Source organism: Mucilaginibacter sp., assembly GCF_036568825.1.
Lineage (GTDB): Bacteria > Bacteroidota > Bacteroidia > Sphingobacteriales > Sphingobacteriaceae > Mucilaginibacter.
This window is the reverse complement of record NZ_DATCRU010000045.1, coordinates 1-16,031: the sequence shown is the minus strand read 5'-3', so window position 1 is coordinate 16,031 and position 16,031 is coordinate 1. Positions and strand designations below refer to the sequence as shown.

The 16,031-nt window shown below is 41.2% G+C and carries 18 protein-coding genes; 7 read left to right on the top strand and 11 right to left on the bottom strand.

The window, feature by feature from the left end:
* Positions 1–74 precede the first annotated feature (74 nt).
* The 3 genes from VIM89_RS09010 to VIM89_RS09000 all read left to right on the top strand — a co-directional run bounded on the left by VIM89_RS09010 (position 75) and on the right by VIM89_RS09000 (position 1,613).
* The gene (locus tag VIM89_RS09010; protein WP_488155824.1) at positions 75–626 is read left to right on the top strand and encodes a YciE/YciF ferroxidase family protein; all 552 of its coding nucleotides are present in this window, start codon (positions 75–77) and stop codon (positions 624–626) included.
* Between the two features lie 85 nt (positions 627–711).
* Positions 712–1,158 carry an AraC family transcriptional regulator gene (locus tag VIM89_RS09005; RefSeq protein ID WP_488155823.1) on the top strand — a complete coding sequence of 149 codons (447 nt, stop codon included), beginning with the start codon at positions 712–714 and terminating at the stop codon, positions 1,156–1,158.
* Between the two features lie 41 nt (positions 1,159–1,199).
* Positions 1,200–1,613, top strand: a complete 414-nt coding sequence (locus VIM89_RS09000; RefSeq protein WP_488155822.1) for a VOC family protein — start codon at positions 1,200–1,202, stop codon at positions 1,611–1,613.
* 41 nt (positions 1,614–1,654) lie between these two features.
* Here VIM89_RS09000 and VIM89_RS08995 read toward each other — a convergent pair whose 3' ends face one another.
* Positions 1,655–1,810 (bottom strand): lmo0937 family membrane protein, encoded by a 156-nt coding sequence (locus tag VIM89_RS08995; RefSeq protein WP_488155821.1) that lies wholly within the window; start codon positions 1,808–1,810, stop codon positions 1,655–1,657.
* Between the two features lie 146 nt (positions 1,811–1,956).
* Positions 1,957–2,844: an NmrA family NAD(P)-binding protein gene (locus VIM89_RS08990; protein ID WP_488155820.1), complete on the bottom strand. Its 888-nt coding sequence runs from the start codon at positions 2,842–2,844 to the stop codon at positions 1,957–1,959.
* 82 nt (positions 2,845–2,926) lie between these two features.
* Between VIM89_RS08990 and VIM89_RS08985 the strand changes: the two genes are divergently transcribed.
* Positions 2,927–3,328 (top strand): winged helix-turn-helix transcriptional regulator, encoded by a 402-nt coding sequence (locus VIM89_RS08985; RefSeq protein ID WP_488155819.1) that lies wholly within the window; start codon positions 2,927–2,929, stop codon positions 3,326–3,328.
* 189 nt (positions 3,329–3,517) lie between these two features.
* On the opposite strand, the gene VIM89_RS08980 is transcribed toward VIM89_RS08985, so the two are convergent.
* Positions 3,518–5,269, bottom strand: coding sequence for a M61 family metallopeptidase (locus VIM89_RS08980; RefSeq protein WP_488155818.1), 1,752 nt, complete (start codon positions 5,267–5,269; stop codon positions 3,518–3,520).
* A 184-nt stretch (positions 5,270–5,453) separates the two neighbouring features.
* Between VIM89_RS08980 and VIM89_RS08975 the strand changes: the two genes are divergently transcribed.
* Positions 5,454–5,834 carry a response regulator gene (locus tag VIM89_RS08975; protein ID WP_488155817.1) on the top strand — a complete coding sequence of 127 codons (381 nt, stop codon included), beginning with the start codon at positions 5,454–5,456 and terminating at the stop codon, positions 5,832–5,834.
* Positions 5,831–6,682 carry an N-acetylglucosamine kinase gene (locus VIM89_RS08970; RefSeq protein WP_488155816.1) on the top strand — a complete coding sequence of 284 codons (852 nt, stop codon included), beginning with the start codon at positions 5,831–5,833 and terminating at the stop codon, positions 6,680–6,682. Before VIM89_RS08975 ends, VIM89_RS08970 begins: the two co-directional genes overlap by 4 nt.
* 143 nt (positions 6,683–6,825) lie before the next feature.
* Here the strand turns inward: VIM89_RS08970 and lnt are convergent, their stop codons facing one another.
* Both lnt and rsmI read right to left on the bottom strand, forming a co-directional pair.
* On the bottom strand, positions 6,826–8,469 hold the full coding sequence (gene lnt / locus VIM89_RS08965) for an apolipoprotein N-acyltransferase (protein WP_488155815.1): 1,644 nt from the start codon (positions 8,467–8,469) through the stop codon (positions 6,826–6,828).
* A 6-nt stretch (positions 8,470–8,475) separates the two neighbouring features.
* Positions 8,476–9,189 (bottom strand): 16S rRNA (cytidine(1402)-2'-O)-methyltransferase, encoded by a 714-nt coding sequence (rsmI, locus tag VIM89_RS08960; RefSeq protein ID WP_488155814.1) that lies wholly within the window; start codon positions 9,187–9,189, stop codon positions 8,476–8,478.
* A 125-nt stretch (positions 9,190–9,314) separates the two neighbouring features.
* On the opposite strand from rsmI, the gene serS reads away from it, so the two are divergent.
* On the top strand, positions 9,315–10,586 hold the full coding sequence (serS, locus tag VIM89_RS08955) for a serine--tRNA ligase (RefSeq protein WP_488155813.1): 1,272 nt from the start codon (positions 9,315–9,317) through the stop codon (positions 10,584–10,586).
* A 90-nt stretch (positions 10,587–10,676) separates the two neighbouring features.
* On the opposite strand, the gene VIM89_RS08950 is transcribed toward serS, so the two are convergent.
* From VIM89_RS08950 to VIM89_RS08925, 6 genes are all read right to left on the bottom strand, one after another.
* Positions 10,677–11,084 carry a hypothetical protein gene (locus VIM89_RS08950; RefSeq protein ID WP_488155812.1) on the bottom strand — a complete coding sequence of 136 codons (408 nt, stop codon included), beginning with the start codon at positions 11,082–11,084 and terminating at the stop codon, positions 10,677–10,679.
* 164 nt (positions 11,085–11,248) lie between these two features.
* On the bottom strand, positions 11,249–11,938 hold the full coding sequence (locus VIM89_RS08945; RefSeq protein ID WP_488155811.1) for an SIMPL domain-containing protein: 690 nt from the start codon (positions 11,936–11,938) through the stop codon (positions 11,249–11,251).
* A gap of 461 nt (positions 11,939–12,399) precedes the next feature.
* Positions 12,400–13,893 carry a hypothetical protein gene (locus tag VIM89_RS08940; RefSeq protein WP_488155810.1) on the bottom strand — a complete coding sequence of 498 codons (1,494 nt, stop codon included), beginning with the start codon at positions 13,891–13,893 and terminating at the stop codon, positions 12,400–12,402.
* Between the two features lie 127 nt (positions 13,894–14,020).
* Entirely contained in the window at positions 14,021–14,626 is a 606-nt protein-coding gene (locus VIM89_RS08935; protein WP_488155809.1) for a lipoprotein signal peptidase, read from the bottom strand.
* Complete coding sequence (locus tag VIM89_RS08930) at positions 14,626–15,012, bottom strand: TraR/DksA family transcriptional regulator (RefSeq protein WP_488155808.1); 387 nt, start codon at positions 15,010–15,012, stop codon at positions 14,626–14,628. Before VIM89_RS08930 ends, VIM89_RS08935 begins: the two co-directional genes overlap by 1 nt.
* A partial coding sequence (locus tag VIM89_RS08925; protein WP_488155807.1) for a class I tRNA ligase family protein occupies positions 15,013–16,031 on the bottom strand: 1,019 nt, incomplete at its 5' end.

The following is a 16,031-nucleotide window of genomic DNA, read 5'->3' as shown; positions in this document are numbered from 1 at the left end:
TTTTTCTAATTATTAAAACCTAAAACGCACGCTATCTGTAGTTTATTAATAACAAACAATTTAAAATCTACACTATGGCAACCACAAAAACAGCATCACATCAGGCAGAAGCGGCTTCGGATGTGACCGAATCAGCATTGAATGAATTATTTATCGATGAATTAAAAGACATTTACTGGGCCGAGAAACATTTAACAAGCGCATTACCCAAAATGGCAAAGGCGGCCACCAGCGATGAACTACGTTCGGCAATTGAAAACCATTTGCAGGAAACCGAAAACCATGTAGATCGTCTTGAGCACGTTTTCGAATCAATCGGTGAAAAAGCAGTGGCAAAAAAATGCGAAGCAATGGCTGGTCTAATAAAAGAAGGTGAAGAGATCATTTCAGAAACCGAAAAGGGAAGCATCACCCGTGATGTTGGCATCATCTCTGCTGCTCAAAAAGTAGAGCATTACGAAATTGCTTCGTACGGCACATTAAAAACTCTGGCAGGTGTTTTAGGTTATGACGATGCTGTTGAATTACTCGAGGCCACCTTACAGGAAGAAAAAAATGCTGATGATACACTGACGCAAGTTGCTGAAAGCAGTATTAATCAAAATGCTAAAAACGAAAAGAAATAGGGGATTGAACATCTTTTCGTTTTGGGGGGCCGCCATGGGCGGCCCTTTTTTATGGATAAAAAATTCATAGCTTTAATACGAAAATATGGAATTGATGGATTATCCGAAAGTATACCTGTACCGGCGTATAGTTAAAGCCAAGTTGTTTATTGATGATAACTATGCTGACGCTATCGAGTTGGATCACATCGCGGATGAAGCTTTTTTCTCCAAATATCACTTTATCCGGCTTTTCAAAAAGGCTTATGGGAAAACACCTCATCAGTATTTAACTTATGTCCGAATTGAAAAATCAAAGCTGCTTTTGAAAGAAGAGATGGCCATTTCTGAAGTATGCTATGCCGTTGGTTTTGACAGTATCAGTTCATTTACCGGTTTGTTTAAGCGTGTGGTTGGACAAACGCCTTCGGCCTATCAGCAAAGTTGGATCAGTAAGCAGCTTGAAATCAAAACCACCCCTCTAAAACATATTCCCAATTGCTTTGCCGAAATGAACGGCTGGACTAAAAAGAGCAATTTTCAAGAAGTCTAAGCTGGTTTGATCTCAGATATTTGAGTCAAATCAATAAAATTATGATCACCAGATTAAACCATGTGAGCATCTTCGTGCTCGACCAGGACAGTGCCTACGATTTTTATGTAAATAAACTGGGTTTTAAAGTTCACACCGATGCACCCATGGGACCGGGAGCTCGCTGGCTTACGGTTACTCCGCCTGAGCAGCCTGAGCTTGAAATAGCCCTGATGGCCATAAGCGAAGGAATGATGTTCACCAAAGAATCAGCAGAAGGGATGCGCAAGCTTGTAGCGGGCGGAACATTCGGTTTCGGCGTATTTGAATGCAACGATCTGTTGGCAACTTATGAAGAATTAAAAGCAAAGGGAGTGAAATTTACTAAAGCACCAACGCAAGAGTTTTATGGTTTCGAGGCCCTGTTTAAGGACGATTCAGGCAACTGGTTCTCGTTGGGGCAAAAGGGCAAATAAAAAAAGCCGCTTAGAGCGGCCTTTTTGGTAGTTTTTTGAATTTATAGGGCCGTCGGTCGTCGCAGTAATCCTAAAATGATGGCGATAATCGCTATAACCAGCAATACGTGTATCAGCCCTGCGGCTGAATATACGAATACACCCAATGCCCATCCTATGATGAGTATAACGGCGATGATATACAATAATGAATTCATGGTAGATGATGTTTTAATTAATAATGTTTTTCACTATATATAAGTCTAAAAATGGCCTAATTGTTTCATTTGGGCCCAAAAAGCAACAAAGCTGCCTCGCGTAAACGCATGAGTCAGCTTTGTTATAAACTAAGTATTTGAAATTATCAAGCTGTTACTTGTAATCGTTCAGCAAGTTCTTTCGCAAACTCTTCCAATTTTATTTTGCCTGAGATTTTGCCGCCGGTTGCATCAAAATCTTTCCATAAAATGGCGCTGCGTATCGCAGTTCCCATCTCGGTAAAGTTTCGGGCCAGTTCAGGCGACAAACCGCCTTGCAGCATTCCGTCGTAAGATTGTTCATCTGTAAACTCAATCCACTTCAGATCAGGTTTGCCAACTGCTGTGCCTAAAACTTTAACTATTTCATCAAATGTGCGGTCATCGCTTACAGCATAGCGTACGCTTTTACCGGTGAAGGTGTTTTGCAATTCTTCTGCCACAATATTTGCAATATCCTGCGGATGTGTCATCACCAGGCGGGTTTGCGAGTTGTAGTTTGATCCAATAAATCCCTGGTTGATCATCGGGATATTGTTGTAAAAATTGGTATAGAAGAAACCTGCACGCACATGTTTAATGGCGACTCCTTCCAGCTTGTTTAATTCAATCTCAGCATCGTGCACACCTGAAATTTGTCCGGTACCGCCATCAATGTCGGCACCGATGCTGCTTAAGTTTACAATACGTTTGATTCCAGCTTTTTTAATGGCTTCTGCATAGGCTTTGCCTGAGTCGCCAACGTACTTGCGATAGTTGGTCGCTGCGAAGTTTGGCGGAATCATGGTGTACACCACGTCTGCGCCTGCGAAAATTTTCGCCAGGAAATCAATATCTGCAATTGATCCTATGGCAGCTTTGGCGCCCAAAGCTTCGATCTCATTTACTTTATCGGGGTTAGAGCTGATAATGGTCACGTCATGACCGTTTGCTATTAGTTGTTCGGCAAGTGGTTTGCTGATGTTACCCAGTGAGCCTGTTACTATAATTTTCATGTTCTTTTTAATTTGATTTTGTTGGGAACAAAGTTACTTTTGTACTTACTTTTTTACAAGTACTTACCCTAAAGTATGTATTATGACACTGGTAAAAGAAAGCTCGACCATACAGGAAAATAAAAAGTTCGCGCTTAGCGAATGCCCGGTTACTTATGTAATGGAAAGGATAGGCGGTTATTGGAAACCGATCATTTTATATCACTTACTTACCGGGAATAAACGTTACAGCGAGTTGCGCAAAGCAATTCCGGTTATTACGGAAAAAATGCTGATCCAGAATCTGAAGCAGCTGGAAGCTGATAACCTGGTGATCAGGGAATCAAAACCCGTAGTGCCGCCTTATGTTACTTATAGCCTGACTTCGGCAGGAAAGAAATTGCATGGGGTATTATTTGCTATGGCTAATTGGGCAATAGAGGATAGCGGGCTGCAGGAAACCTATGCAGGCAAAAGCATGGAACTTTTCCCGCAGCAGGGTTAAAGATTCAACTCACCCGGTCATTGCTTCGCTCGACCACCCTCTCTACCGCAAGCGGTAAAGAGGGGACTAAATAAATTTTCTTCTTCACCCTCTTTGCGCAGCAGAGAGGGTCGAACAGCGTAGCGTATTCGGGGTGAGTCCACACGTAGGCACAACTTTCCCTTTTATTGATTTTTAGCTTTTGTGGTCTTACAGCCTCAACCACTTTTTGCGCACTTTCAATTGTTGTGCGGTAGGCGAATCAACGCTGGTGATGCTATATTTAACCTGTGTCTTTTTAAGCAAGGTAACAGGTATTGTAAGCGGTAAACCATCCCTCAGTACCGACACGCTGATTTTATCTCCGGTTTTTTTGCCATTCAGGGCAGTAGTCATATCGGTGATCTTGTTGCCATCAATAGCAGTTATTTCGTCGCCTACGTTAATGCCATCAATCCAAGCCGCTGAATTGCGAACCACGTTGGTTACGGTGATCTTATTATTAGTTGAAGTAGTAATAACGCCTAATGACGGATCATTATTCCCCGCAAGCTCATCCTTTAACTGGTAACCGGCATAAGCCAGGTATTTGCCGTAATCGATATCGTCCAGGCCGTTGATGTACTTTTTATAAAACTCATCCAGATTCTTACCGCTGAATTTTTCCAGTGCAGCTTTAAATTCCATATCGGTATAGCCGCGTTTATAGGTTTTATAATAGGTATCGTACATATATTTCATCACATCATCAAGGCATGATTTGCCATGCGTATCGTTGATGATCTCCATGTCGAACATCAGCGCCATAATAGCGCCTTTACTGTAGTAGGAAATATTTGTATTTAATGAATTTTCATTCGGGCGGTAATATTTTATCCAGGCATCATAACTCGACTCAGAAAGTGTCTGCACTTTATTGCCTTCCTGGTTTGAAACATAATTAATGTCCCCGGCCAGAGCAGATAAATAAGTCTCAGCAGGATAAATATTCGTGCGATGAACAATCATGTTCTGGTAATAAGTAGTAAAGCCTTCGGCTATCCATAGGTCGGTTGTGTAGTTCTCATTATCATAGTCAAACGGGCCGAGCGCGATAGGCCTCAATCGTTTCACGTTCCACAAGTGGAAATGCTCATGAGCCACCAGGGTCAAAAAGCCACGGTAACCAGCATCAGTTGCATAATTATCGCGAGACATGCCCAATACGGTCGAGCTTAAATGCTCCAGGCCGCCACCGCCTTTTGAAGTGTTATGAACAATAAATACATAGCGTTTATTAGGGTCTTCACCAAAGATCGCAGCTTCCTGCTCAATGATCTTCGGCATGTCTTTCTTAAGCTTCTCTTTATCGTAATTACCCGTACCGCACATTGCCACTTCGTACTTTACACCCGCCACATCAAAGCCGAATACATCCTGCGTGCCCACTTCTATAGGCGAGTCGAACAAAATATCATAATCAGGTGAGTGCAGGGTAAAGGGATCATTATTCACCATATCAAGGCTTGTTGAAACGGTTGTCCAGCCTTTGTAAGGAATGATATGTATTGTGGATGGGTGGTGCAACATTCCGTCAGGATATAGGAAAACTCCGCTGCATGATAAAAATGCATGGGAAACGTCGATCAAACTGGTGCGAACCGAAAGTTCAAAGGCATACAGCTTATATTTTACTTTAATATCAGAAACATTGGCGGTTTGAATTTGCCAGATGTTTTTGCGGATCTTTTTTGAATCCAGCGGTTTGCCATTGGCTTCGGCGCTGAACGTTTCTACGTTTTTGGAAAATTCCCTTACCAGATACGAGCCTGGGGTCCATACCGGCATTTTGAGGTCGAGGGTGTTTTGTTTCAGGCCCGAAATGTTCATTTCTATTTCGGCATAATGTGCCTGGGCCTCGGGAAAGGTAACCGTATAAGATATCTGGACATTGTCGGCGGCTTGGCTGGTAGAATGGTTCATGACGAGCAATATTAAAGAAAAAAGCGCTGCTAAATGTGATAATTTCATCCGGGCAAGATATAAAAAATGGTGGTAATCATTTGTAATATCTTTATTAAGCTGTTGATAAACAGCAGGTATGTTTATGAAAATAAAAAACCAAACACATTCTTTTTTATTTTTATAAAAGTTATTTTTGAGGTGGATGTCAATTTATAAAACCTGTTTGCTGATAGACGACAATTACATCGATAATTTTGTCACACGCAAAATATTAGAAAGCGGCGAATTTGCTGAAAAGGTGGTCGTGAGCCAGTCGGCTAACGATGCCATTAATTCTTTGCGCACAGGGACAATAAAACCCGATGTGATATTTTTGGATATCCGCATGCCGATGATGGGGGGCTTTGAGTTTTTGCAGGAGTATGATAAGCTGGAGATTGATAATAAGCAATCCATAAAGATATTCATGTTATCCTCTTCGCTCGATCCAACCGATTTGAAAAAATCGACCAACAATAAATACATTACGTCGTTTATTCATAAGCCACTCACCCAAAAATCACTCGACGATATTTGTAAATGATTCTTGTTGCTGATAGCGGTTCCTCAAAAACAGACTGGTTGCTTGCTGTACCCGACAAGGAGCCGTTAGAATTTAAAACGGGCGGGTTAAATCCCTATTTTCTCACCGAAAAGGAGATGGTAAAGATCCTGCAGGACCAGGGTGCTGATATGGTGGCTCACGCTGCAGATGTTACTGAGATCTACTTTTTTGGCGCCGGTTGCTCAAGTCCCGACAGGCATGAGATTGTGACTAATGCTCTAAGTCAATTGTTCCCCAAAGCCTACATTAGCGCCGACAGTGATTTGCTCGGCAGCGCTTATGCTACATGCGGGCATGAAAAAGGGCTTTGTTGCGTATTGGGAACAGGTTCAAACATATCTTTTTTTGATGGCGAGGAAGTGCATTCAGGGAAGCATGGGTTAGGTTATGCTTTAGGCGATGAGGGCTCAGGAACCTGGTTCGGTAAAGCTTTGATCACTGACTTTTTGTATGGCAATATGCCTGCCGATATACATGCTCAGTTTGATCAGGAATATCATCTTACAAAAGAAAGCGTGATACGGGACGTATACCAGAAGCCGGCTGCTAACACTTTTTTGGCATCATTCTCCAGATTTTTAAATACCATTCGCCAAACCGATTATTGCCAGGCTTTGCTTGAAAGGGGCTTCCAGGAGTTTATCGATTCAGATATTAAATCGTTTCCCCAATATCATCGCTATAAATGCCATTTTGTTGGGTCGATCGCTTTTGTTTTTGCTGATGAATTAAGGGCGCTTTGCGAAAAGAATGAGATCCACCTGGGTAAGATCATCCGTCAGCCGATTTTTGATTTGATGCAGTTTATTGTGGGTAGGGAGGTATAATTTTAAGGGATTATCCATTTTGTCATTGCGATGAACGGCCTGAGCGGTGAAGAAGCAATCGCATGCTATACAGAGTGAGAATGCATAGCCGCTCTGCACAGTTCGCGATTGCCACACTACGTTCACAATGACATAGAGGTGTTTCAGACAGCCAACGCTTTCTTCTTTCTTATATTTTTTACGCTTCCAACCAGTATCCAAATAATTCCCGATATTGCAATCATACTCCCCGTTTTTGGAATGTAATCACCATATAAAGTATAAAAAGTCAAATCCGAATTGAGGTTGATATTCTGTTTAATGGCAGTGCGCGTCCACCATTTGGTTTGCTTTACTACATCGCCGCGTTGATTAATAAAGGCTGAAATACCTGTATTGGCCGATCGGCACACCCAGCGGCGCGTTTCGATAGCGCGCAGTTTGGCGTAATCCATATGCTGGTCTTTTCCTGAGGTATTTTCCCACCAGCCATCATTTGTGATAATTGCTATAAACTGTGCCCCTTTATGAACTGACCGGGCGATCCATTCGCCATAAATAGATTCGTAACATATAACCGGAGCAACACCGATTCCGCTTTGCGAATAAAATACACCCGGCTCTTCCTGGCCAGCCATACTGCCTGTCGCTCCTCCCAAATGTTCAAATACTGGCTTCATGAAGGATAAGGTATTACCAAATGGCAGTGACTCTACACCAGGAACCAGTTTGGACTTATGATAAAACTGGACTTCGGGCGAGTTCTCAATATTCAACGCGGCATTAAATTCGTCATAAAATTCATTACCCTGTGGATCTACCGGAGTAGCCGTTGCCGTTTTTCTTGAGTTGTAGAATTTAATGTCTTCTGAGCCGGTCAGTACGTTTCCATTTGCATATTTATGCAGAAAACGCTGCACCTGCTCAAAATATGGACTGCTGTGAATAATATCTTCATTTATTCCGTGCGGATCATAAATAGCAGTTTCGGGCCAAATAAAAAACTCTGTGTTCTTTTGAGCGATCGAGTCCGACAGATGAGTTAGAATCGCAATTTGTTGAGTTGCCGGTATACTTTCTACCTTTTCATAAGGGTCGATATTAGGCTGAGCAACAACGATATCCGATGGATTGGTCTGCTCATGATAATTATTGTACCGATGCAACGACCAGGCAATAGGCAAAAGGATCATCAACCCAAATGAAAGGATTAGAGCAACCTTCTTTTTGATATTATCCGTTTGCTTAATACTTTGATAGACCCCAAAGCCTAATATGTTAGCTATCAAAACCCAAATGCTGCCGCCATAAACGCCGGTATACTCATACCATTGTATCCATTTGTGGCTCATGGCAAAGCCGTTGCCCAAAGTCATCCAGGGGAAGTTAAGCTCCCAGGTTTGGTGCAGGTATTCGTAGGCGATCCAAAAGAAAATGAACCCAACCAAGCCAATCTCCGGCTTAGTTACACGCCTTAAACGGTAATATAGCCAGCAGGCAGTCGACATTAATAATGGTCCGAGTGAGTATGGTATTAGTGAGATCGGAACGGCAATTACAGCCCCGATAGTCTTGATTGAATTGTATACCCAGTAGATGGATAATATATTCCAGATAAAGAAACCAAGAAAAGTAGTCCAGAATATCTTTTTGCCCTTTTTAGTGTAGTTACCATTGATGATATTTTCTATAGCGATCAACATTGGCACTAAACCTATAAAAAGGAAGAAAGAAGTATATGGTGTAGGCGGCCAGGCGATCCAAAGCAATAAGCCGGAAAGGATAGATAGGGCTATGTTTTTTTTCATAAAGTATTACTCGTCATTGTAAGTTCTCTCCTTTGGAGAGGACTTAGGTGAAGCTCCCGCTACGCATATCACAAACTCCCCCTTAGCCGGATGCGTTTCAAAATACTGTTTCACTTCAGCAATACTACCCCGAACAGTCTCTTCAAACATTTTTGTCAGCTCCCGCGAAACAGATATCTGCCTGTCGATGCCGAAATAAGTAGCCATCTCATCCAGTGTTTTCAAAAACCGGTGGGGCGACTCATATAATATGATGGTGCGTTCTTCCTCGGCTAATTGCTTATAGCGTGTTTGTCGGCCTTTTTTCAGAGGCAAAAATCCTTCAAAGCAAAAACGGTCAGTTGGAAAGCCGGAATTGACAAGGGCAGGTACAAAAGCAGTTGCTCCGGGCAGGCATTCTACTTCTAACTCATATTTTAATGCTTCGCGAACCAGGTAAAAACCCGGATCAGATATAGCAGGAGTGCCGGCATCGGATATGAGTGCAATGTTTTTACCTTCCTTTAGGAATTTTACTATCTCACCGGATGACTGATGCTCATTATGCTGATGGTGTGCGTAAACCTTTTTCTGGATGTCAAAATGCTTCAGTAAAGGGGCCGATGTACGAGTGTCCTCAGCCAAAATCAGGTCAACCTCCTTTAAAACACGTATGGCCCTGAAGGTGATATCTTCCAGGTTGCCGATGGGGGTTGGGACTAAGTAGAGTTTACCGGGCATTTTTCAGTTTGCAGTTAATAGTTGGCAGTGGGCATGAAACGGTAAATTGATTATTATGCAACAAAAACCTGCAAACTGCATACTGCAAACTGCCAACTGATTATATTTGCTCAAAAAATAAAATAATGCTGCAAGTTAGTTATATCCGCGATAACAGAGAAAAAGTTTTAGAACGTTTGGCTGTGAAAAATTTCAAACAGCCTGAACTGGTTGACGAGATCATACAGATCGATAATGATCGCCGTCAAACACAAAACCGTTTGGACAATATCTCAGCTGAAGCTAATTCCGCAGCAAAACAAATAGGCGAGCTGATGCGCAACGGCAAAAAGGACGAAGCCGAAGCCATCAAAGCCAAAACAGGCGCCTGGAAGGAAGAGATCAAAACTTTAGGAGATGCGCTGAATACGTTAGAAAATGATCTGAACCAGAAACTGGTTTTGCTGCCTAATCTGCCGCATGCATCCGTACCAAAAGGATTAACGCCAGAAGAAAATGAAGTGGTACTGGAGAATGGAGCAAAACCCGATCTACCTGCTGATGCCTTGCCGCATTGGGAATTGGCAGCAAAATATAACCTGATTGATTTTGAACTGGGAGTAAAAATAACAGGGGCAGGGTTCCCGGTTTATAAAAACAAAGGGGCCAAGCTGCAAAGAGCGCTAATCAATTATTTTATTGACGAGGCTGAAAAAGCAGGGTACAAAGAAGTGAGTGTACCGCTGATGGTTAACGAGGCGTCTGGTTTCGGCACATCACAGCTACCAGATAAAGAAGGCCAGATGTATTTTGTAGGGTTGGATAATTTATATCTTATTCCTACCGCTGAGGTACCCATTACCAATCTATATCGTGATGTGATCTTAAAGGCCGATGAGTTACCTATTAGAAATTGCGGGCATACACCATGTTTTCGCCGCGAGGCGGGTTCTTATGGCGCACATGTGCGTGGGTTGAACCGTTTGCACCAGTTTGATAAAGTAGAGATCGTAACCATAGCTCACCCGGATGAATCTTACGATATATTGGAAAAGATGAGTGCGCATGTACAAGGCCTGTTGCAGAAATTGGGGTTACCTTACCGCGTATTGCGTTTATGCGGCGGCGACATGGGCTTTGGCTCGGCTTTAACTTATGATATGGAAACCTGGAGTGCCGCCCAGCAACGCTGGCTGGAGGTTTCATCTGTGTCTAACTTTGAGACTTTCCAGAGCAATCGTTTAAAACTACGCTTTCGCAATGCTGAAGGGAAAACACAATTAACGCATACATTAAACGGTAGTGCATTGGCCTTACCACGTATCGTAGCAACCTTGCTGGAAAATAATCAGACAGAAAAAGGAATAAAAATACCCGAAGTATTGGTGCCTTACACCAAGTTTGAGTGGATTGAGTGAGGAATAGTGATTTAGAGATCAGTTAATCAGAGATTAGTTGACTCTAAGCTCGAAGTTTTTGTAAAAGTCAGTAAAATGGTATTTGTTTGATCAGAAAGAAGCACTTACCAGTAAACTGGTCACAGCCGGATCGAGTATTGATTTTACGTGGTTCACTGTTTCCTTGGCGGTGCTGTACAGTTCATTTTTGTAGATCACATGATTAACCCCCAAAACCTTTAAAAAGGAATCTATTTTGCGGTTGGCGGTGCTTTTGAAGCAGCAGATCTTGATCTTATTGTAATAAGCGTTGGTGCGGATACGGCGCAGTATCTTTTCCATATCCTTATCCATATAATCATAATCAAATATGATCAGGTGCGGAGCAAGCTCATAAATGGCCGGAAATACGCGGTCGACTTCAGTGACATGCTTTATTTGCTTGTTATTCGCCAAAAGCTGCACGGAAAAAATGTTGGGGGCGACTAGAAGGACTCTTTCGGTCCTAAAATGTATCATGCTCAATTTTTTACGGATATTTAAAGTTAATACCTAGTTTGTATATTGTCAAGTATCTGTCAATCAGTAAGAAAGTAAATTGGCTGACGGGTCGTAAAAAAAGCAGGCCCTTCCATTTCTTTTTACGGGAGAGCCTGCTAAAAGTTGCACTATTTTTTAAAATATTATTGCGCTATTTCGAATATTGCCTGCACCTGAAAACTCAGTTTTATAGGCTTTATATCGATGTCAGAATCAGCGGTTTGGGGGGCGGCAACTAAAGCTCTGTTAGCATACATTTGTCGCGGCGCGGGGAAACTGCTGTTGTCACTTTCAGTGATATTTATCGGCCTGCCGACCTTTTCATTGATGCTATTCAGCAAGTAAGTTGCCTTCTCTTTTGCTGCTAGAAGTGCCTGAATTTTAAGCTCTTGCTTCAATTGCGGCATCTTCGAATAGTCATAACTTTCCACATATGTTGATTGTATTCCTTTAGGGTCAATCTGGCCTAAAATCTCGTTAAATTTGTTCAGATCGTGGAAGCGGATACTGTACTGTTTGCTTGCAAGGAAGTCGGGATTTTTCTTTTTCTGCAGGGTGTTGTTCCACGCAGAAACATTGCTTATAGTGAAATCTTCTTTAACTATACCGGCAGATTTTACCGCATTTTCGAGTTGATTTTCCAATTGGTTAATGGTGATCTTTTTTTTGCCGTCAAGGTACTCTTGTAACGAAATAGTTACATTAATAATATCAGGAGTTACTTCTTTTTCCGCAATTCCGGTTACTTCAATCTTTCTTCTCAGGTCCACATTCTGTGCAAAAGCACTATAGCTAAATAAGCTAAGCGCTGCAACGATCAATAGTTTCTTCATAGTTATTATAATATTTAAGATATTGACAATAGACGAAGTTAAAAGTTAATTCGCGACAGCTAAATTTAAAAATGACGAAGGTGGGTTTACTTTAAGGCGAGGCATATAAAAAATCAAAGGACAACCGTACTTGATACAGTTGTCCTTTTGGGGTAGGTAATAAGGACTAAGCATCACAAAGGACAGCATTAATTTTTTCAACCGCAACCCGTGTTTTCACGGTATTTTTAAATCTGCAAAAAATCGCGAACTTCATTTCTGATAGCATAGGGGCACTTTTTTGTTTATAAATTTAATCAATGATTAAAGTGAACTTTCATAAGCTTTTTTCGCATGTTCTCCGTACGATCAAAAATGCTGATTTTGTAAAAGATATTAATTCAATAAAAAAGCCGCGATTAAGCGGCTTTAAATTATTTCATCTCAGTTTAACTTTTATTTAATCATTTAATAATTGTTTGTCAATAGCTATTCTTTTGCAGGTTAACCTCAAATTTTCCTGACATCATATGAACATCAAGATAAGGCATAAGAAAGCTGTCTTTAAACCACATCACTGATGAAGTAGCTGCAATCTCTGAGCTTCCTATCTTTTTCTTCGGGATCCAGTTCATGGATTCGAACTTATTGCTGGACAAATTATAGATGCAAACAAATGCGTTCAGTGTGGTAAAACCGTGTTTATCATTGGTTATTACATATAATTTATTGTCCTTATGATAATACCCCACAGGTAGAGGCATATTTGGTACGGAATATTCTGAAGGGATTAATTGCTGGCTGCGTAAATGGAGATTGCTGTCGTAGTCATTAAGCAATAAGTTAGATTCTATAATCCACTGTCCGCTGCCAATTGTGCTCGACTGTGAGCTAAAGCTGGATAATATTACTATAACATGATCATCTACTTCCATTAGCTTGCGCACTCCGAGTTCTTTTATTCCGCCCAGGTCAGGAGAGCCTAATTTCTTGTTAAGCGGTACAAAATCCTTCTTTATGTCCTTAACATGAGATTTGGTAAATACCTCGTTTGCATAATCATTTTTTCCGGTAGAAAAATCAATTTTACCAATGCCCAATTCTCTTTCTTTATCCGGGTTCCTAAATGCTATGGAGTAATACAATACATTACTATTCTTTTTTGAAGGAGCCAGATCGATCATATCTTCTGCAAGGTTTTTTAGAATATCGTCATCAAGAACGATACTACCTGAAATTGACTTTAAAGGTTTATCTTTTCCGGCATCATATTTTACAAAATCAATTTTGTCTTTACCAAACCAATTAACAAATAAATCTCCCTGATTATTGGATGCCATACCAAGAAAAGTTTCATCGGCAGGAACGGCAGCTTTAAACTTATATACAGGCTCAAGTTTTTCATTAAAGTCCAGCACATCAAGTGATGTTGTTTGATGATACTGCTTATAATACCCATTGAATGATATAACAGACAGCATGCCTGGCATAGCCACGTGCATACGACGTTCAATAGTTGTTGTGCGTATGGCGAGTTTCAAAAAATTACCTTCGCCGGTAAAAAAGTATGGTGAGGTCAGGTAATCCTGCTGGCCATCATAAAGCACTTTTTCAAGCAGTACTTTGCCGCTTGCCGGGTCAATAAGAAATCCCTTAAAAGTGTTATTGTAACGTTTGGCTGAAGAAAAATCTGTGGATGCTATCGCAAGTATTTTATCATTTAGTTTTTTTACGACGTGTATATATCCTTTTAAACTTGTTTTCCATATCTGCTGCATTTCGTCATTCACCGCAATCACGTCAAAATTCTCAGAATCGTTGTTTACGGTCATGATATTTTCCTGGTCGTTAAACACGAAGGTTGCGGGAATATTCCGTGTCGATTTATAAAACTCTTTTACAACAGGGCCTTCTTGCTGGGCGAAAGAGAGAAATGGAGAAAAGAATAATAAAATAGCAAGCGCTTGTCTTTTCATAATAAGGTTTTTTATTGTGGTAATTAGTTTTGGCACTTATACGGCATAATATTGATGAAAGGTTTGACGAAAATAAAAAAAGCCGTTGTATTACAACGGCTTAAATATATTTATTTGCACTTAGTCTTTATTCTTCAACTACCTCGCTGTTGGGTGTGCTTACTTCAGGAGTTTGATGTTTAAAGTAATGTTTCTGATAAATAAGTATCAAAATAACACCTACCGAAATCGAAGCATCGGCTAGGTTAAACACCGGGCGGAAAAATATAAAATCCTGCCCGCCCCAAACCGGTACCCATGAAGGGAAATTGCCCGAAAGCAGTGGGAAATAGAACATATCTACAACGCGGCCATGAAAGATCGGAGCATAGTGGTAAAGGATACCATAAAATGTAGAGTCTATTATGTTACCCAGTGCACCTGCAAATATCAGGGCTACATTCATGATCAGTCCACGGTGATATTTATGTTTGATCAAATAAACCAAGCCCCATCCGATACCCACTACTGCACCTATCCTGAATAAGGTCAAGGCTAATTTGCCCAACTCGCCGCCAAACTCCATCCCGAAGGCCATGCCGTTATTTTCGGTATAATGAAGCATTCCCCGGCTGCCCAGGAAATGGATCTCCTCACCTAAATACATATGCTGCCGCACCCAAATTTTGATAACCTGGTCGGCAAGGATAATAAGAAAAGCAACAAGAAAGGGTTTTGTATAAGCAGCCTTCATTAATATTGCTTCAGTTTCGCTTCCATGCTCAAAGTTGTATGAGGTACAGCTCGCAAGCGTTCTTTTTGTATTAGCTTACCAGTTTCGCGGCACACGCCGTAAGTTTTGTTCTCAATGCGCACCAGGGCAGCCTCTAATTGCTCAATAAACTTTTTCTGACGGGCAGCCAATTGATTGATAGATTCTTTTTCAAGCGTAGCTGATCCGTCTTCCAGTGTTTTATAGGTACCGGCAGTGTCATCAGTACCATTTGCGTTTGGAGTACTTAATGACGAAGCCAGCGAGTTCAATTCCTCTTTTGCAATTCTAAGCTTATCCAATATCAAATCCTTAAATTCCTGCAGCTCTGCATCAGAGTACCTGGTTTTTTCTGTTTCTTGTTTCATTTATACTTTTGTTATAGAGATCAATACTTCGTTTTCATCAATTAATACAATATCGCCTTGAGTTAGCTGATCGTCGTGAATAACACTATCTGCTAAAATTTCGGCGCAAATATAGGATAAATTATTTTGTACAGATTCCCTAATTAAAAGTGAATCAGTACGGTAGCGAACGTTAATTTTGTCGGTAACTTCAAATCCTTTCTCCTTCCGCAGGTTCTGTACACGATTGATGAATTCGCGGGAAATACCCTCTTGTTTCAATTCGTTGGTGATGTTAACATCTAAAGCGACGGTTAGTTTTCCCAAATTTGCAACCTGCCATCCGGGAACATCTTCAGCAATGATCTCCACGTCCGATAAAAGTATCAAGTATTGAGTATCAAGTATCGAGATTTGTCCTTCAGCTTCCAACTCGGTTATTTGTTCTGCACTGAAATTAGTTATTGCTTCGGCAACCACTTTCATATCCTTACCTACTTTGGCGCCCAGGGCTTTAAAGTTAGGTTTGATCTTCTTTTTAACAAACCCGGCGGTATCGGTAATATACTCGATATCCTTAATATTCGTTTCCGAAAGGATAAGTTCTTTCACCAGTTCAACCTGTTTCTTAAAGGTTTGATCGAGGATAGGCAATAGTATGCGGCTTAAAGGCTGCCTTACATTGATGCTTACTTTTTTACGCAGCGATAATACCAGCGACGATATATCCTGCGCCAGTTGCATACGTTCTTCCAAAGCTTTATCAACCAATTGCTCATTGTATGCCGGGAAATCGGCCAGGTGTACCGACTCTACATTCTCCTTTTTAGTCACGTTGTTCAAATCGCCAAATAAACGCTCGGCAAAGAACGGCGCCACCGGCGACATTAACTTAGTGATAGTAGTTAAACAAGTATATAACGTTTGATAGGCCGAAAGCTTATCATCAGAGTTATCGCTCTTCCAGAAACGGCGACGGCTTAAACGCACGTACCAGTTGCTCAGGTGCGCGTCCACAAAGTTTTGGATAGCACGGGTAG

Excerpts from the sequence above, each read along its gene's own strand:
- VIM89_RS09010 (WP_488155824.1), top strand. The coding sequence starts at position 75 with ATGGCAACCACAAAAACAGCATCACATCAGGCAGAAGCGGCTTCGGAT.
- VIM89_RS09005 (WP_488155823.1), top strand. The coding sequence starts at position 712 with ATGGAATTGATGGATTATCCGAAAGTATACCTGTACCGGCGTATAGTT.
- VIM89_RS09000 (WP_488155822.1), top strand. The coding sequence starts at position 1,200 with ATGATCACCAGATTAAACCATGTGAGCATCTTCGTGCTCGACCAGGAC.
- VIM89_RS08995 (WP_488155821.1), bottom strand. The coding sequence starts at position 1,810 with ATGAATTCATTATTGTATATCATCGCCGTTATACTCATCATAGGATGG.
- VIM89_RS08990 (WP_488155820.1), bottom strand. The coding sequence starts at position 2,844 with ATGAAAATTATAGTAACAGGCTCACTGGGTAACATCAGCAAACCACTT.
- VIM89_RS08985 (WP_488155819.1), top strand. The coding sequence starts at position 2,927 with ATGACACTGGTAAAAGAAAGCTCGACCATACAGGAAAATAAAAAGTTC.
- VIM89_RS08980 (WP_488155818.1), bottom strand. The coding sequence starts at position 5,269 with ATGAACCATTCTACCAGCCAAGCCGCCGACAATGTCCAGATATCTTAT.
- VIM89_RS08975 (WP_488155817.1), top strand. The coding sequence starts at position 5,454 with ATGTCAATTTATAAAACCTGTTTGCTGATAGACGACAATTACATCGAT.
- VIM89_RS08970 (WP_488155816.1), top strand. The coding sequence starts at position 5,831 with ATGATTCTTGTTGCTGATAGCGGTTCCTCAAAAACAGACTGGTTGCTT.
- lnt (WP_488155815.1), bottom strand. The coding sequence starts at position 8,469 with ATGAAAAAAAACATAGCCCTATCTATCCTTTCCGGCTTATTGCTTTGG.
- rsmI (WP_488155814.1), bottom strand. The coding sequence starts at position 9,189 with ATGCCCGGTAAACTCTACTTAGTCCCAACCCCCATCGGCAACCTGGAA.
- serS (WP_488155813.1), top strand. The coding sequence starts at position 9,315 with ATGCTGCAAGTTAGTTATATCCGCGATAACAGAGAAAAAGTTTTAGAA.
- VIM89_RS08950 (WP_488155812.1), bottom strand. The coding sequence starts at position 11,084 with ATGATACATTTTAGGACCGAAAGAGTCCTTCTAGTCGCCCCCAACATT.
- VIM89_RS08945 (WP_488155811.1), bottom strand. The coding sequence starts at position 11,938 with ATGAAGAAACTATTGATCGTTGCAGCGCTTAGCTTATTTAGCTATAGT.
- VIM89_RS08940 (WP_488155810.1), bottom strand. The coding sequence starts at position 13,893 with ATGAAAAGACAAGCGCTTGCTATTTTATTATTCTTTTCTCCATTTCTC.
- VIM89_RS08935 (WP_488155809.1), bottom strand. The coding sequence starts at position 14,626 with ATGAAGGCTGCTTATACAAAACCCTTTCTTGTTGCTTTTCTTATTATC.
- VIM89_RS08930 (WP_488155808.1), bottom strand. The coding sequence starts at position 15,012 with ATGAAACAAGAAACAGAAAAAACCAGGTACTCTGATGCAGAGCTGCAG.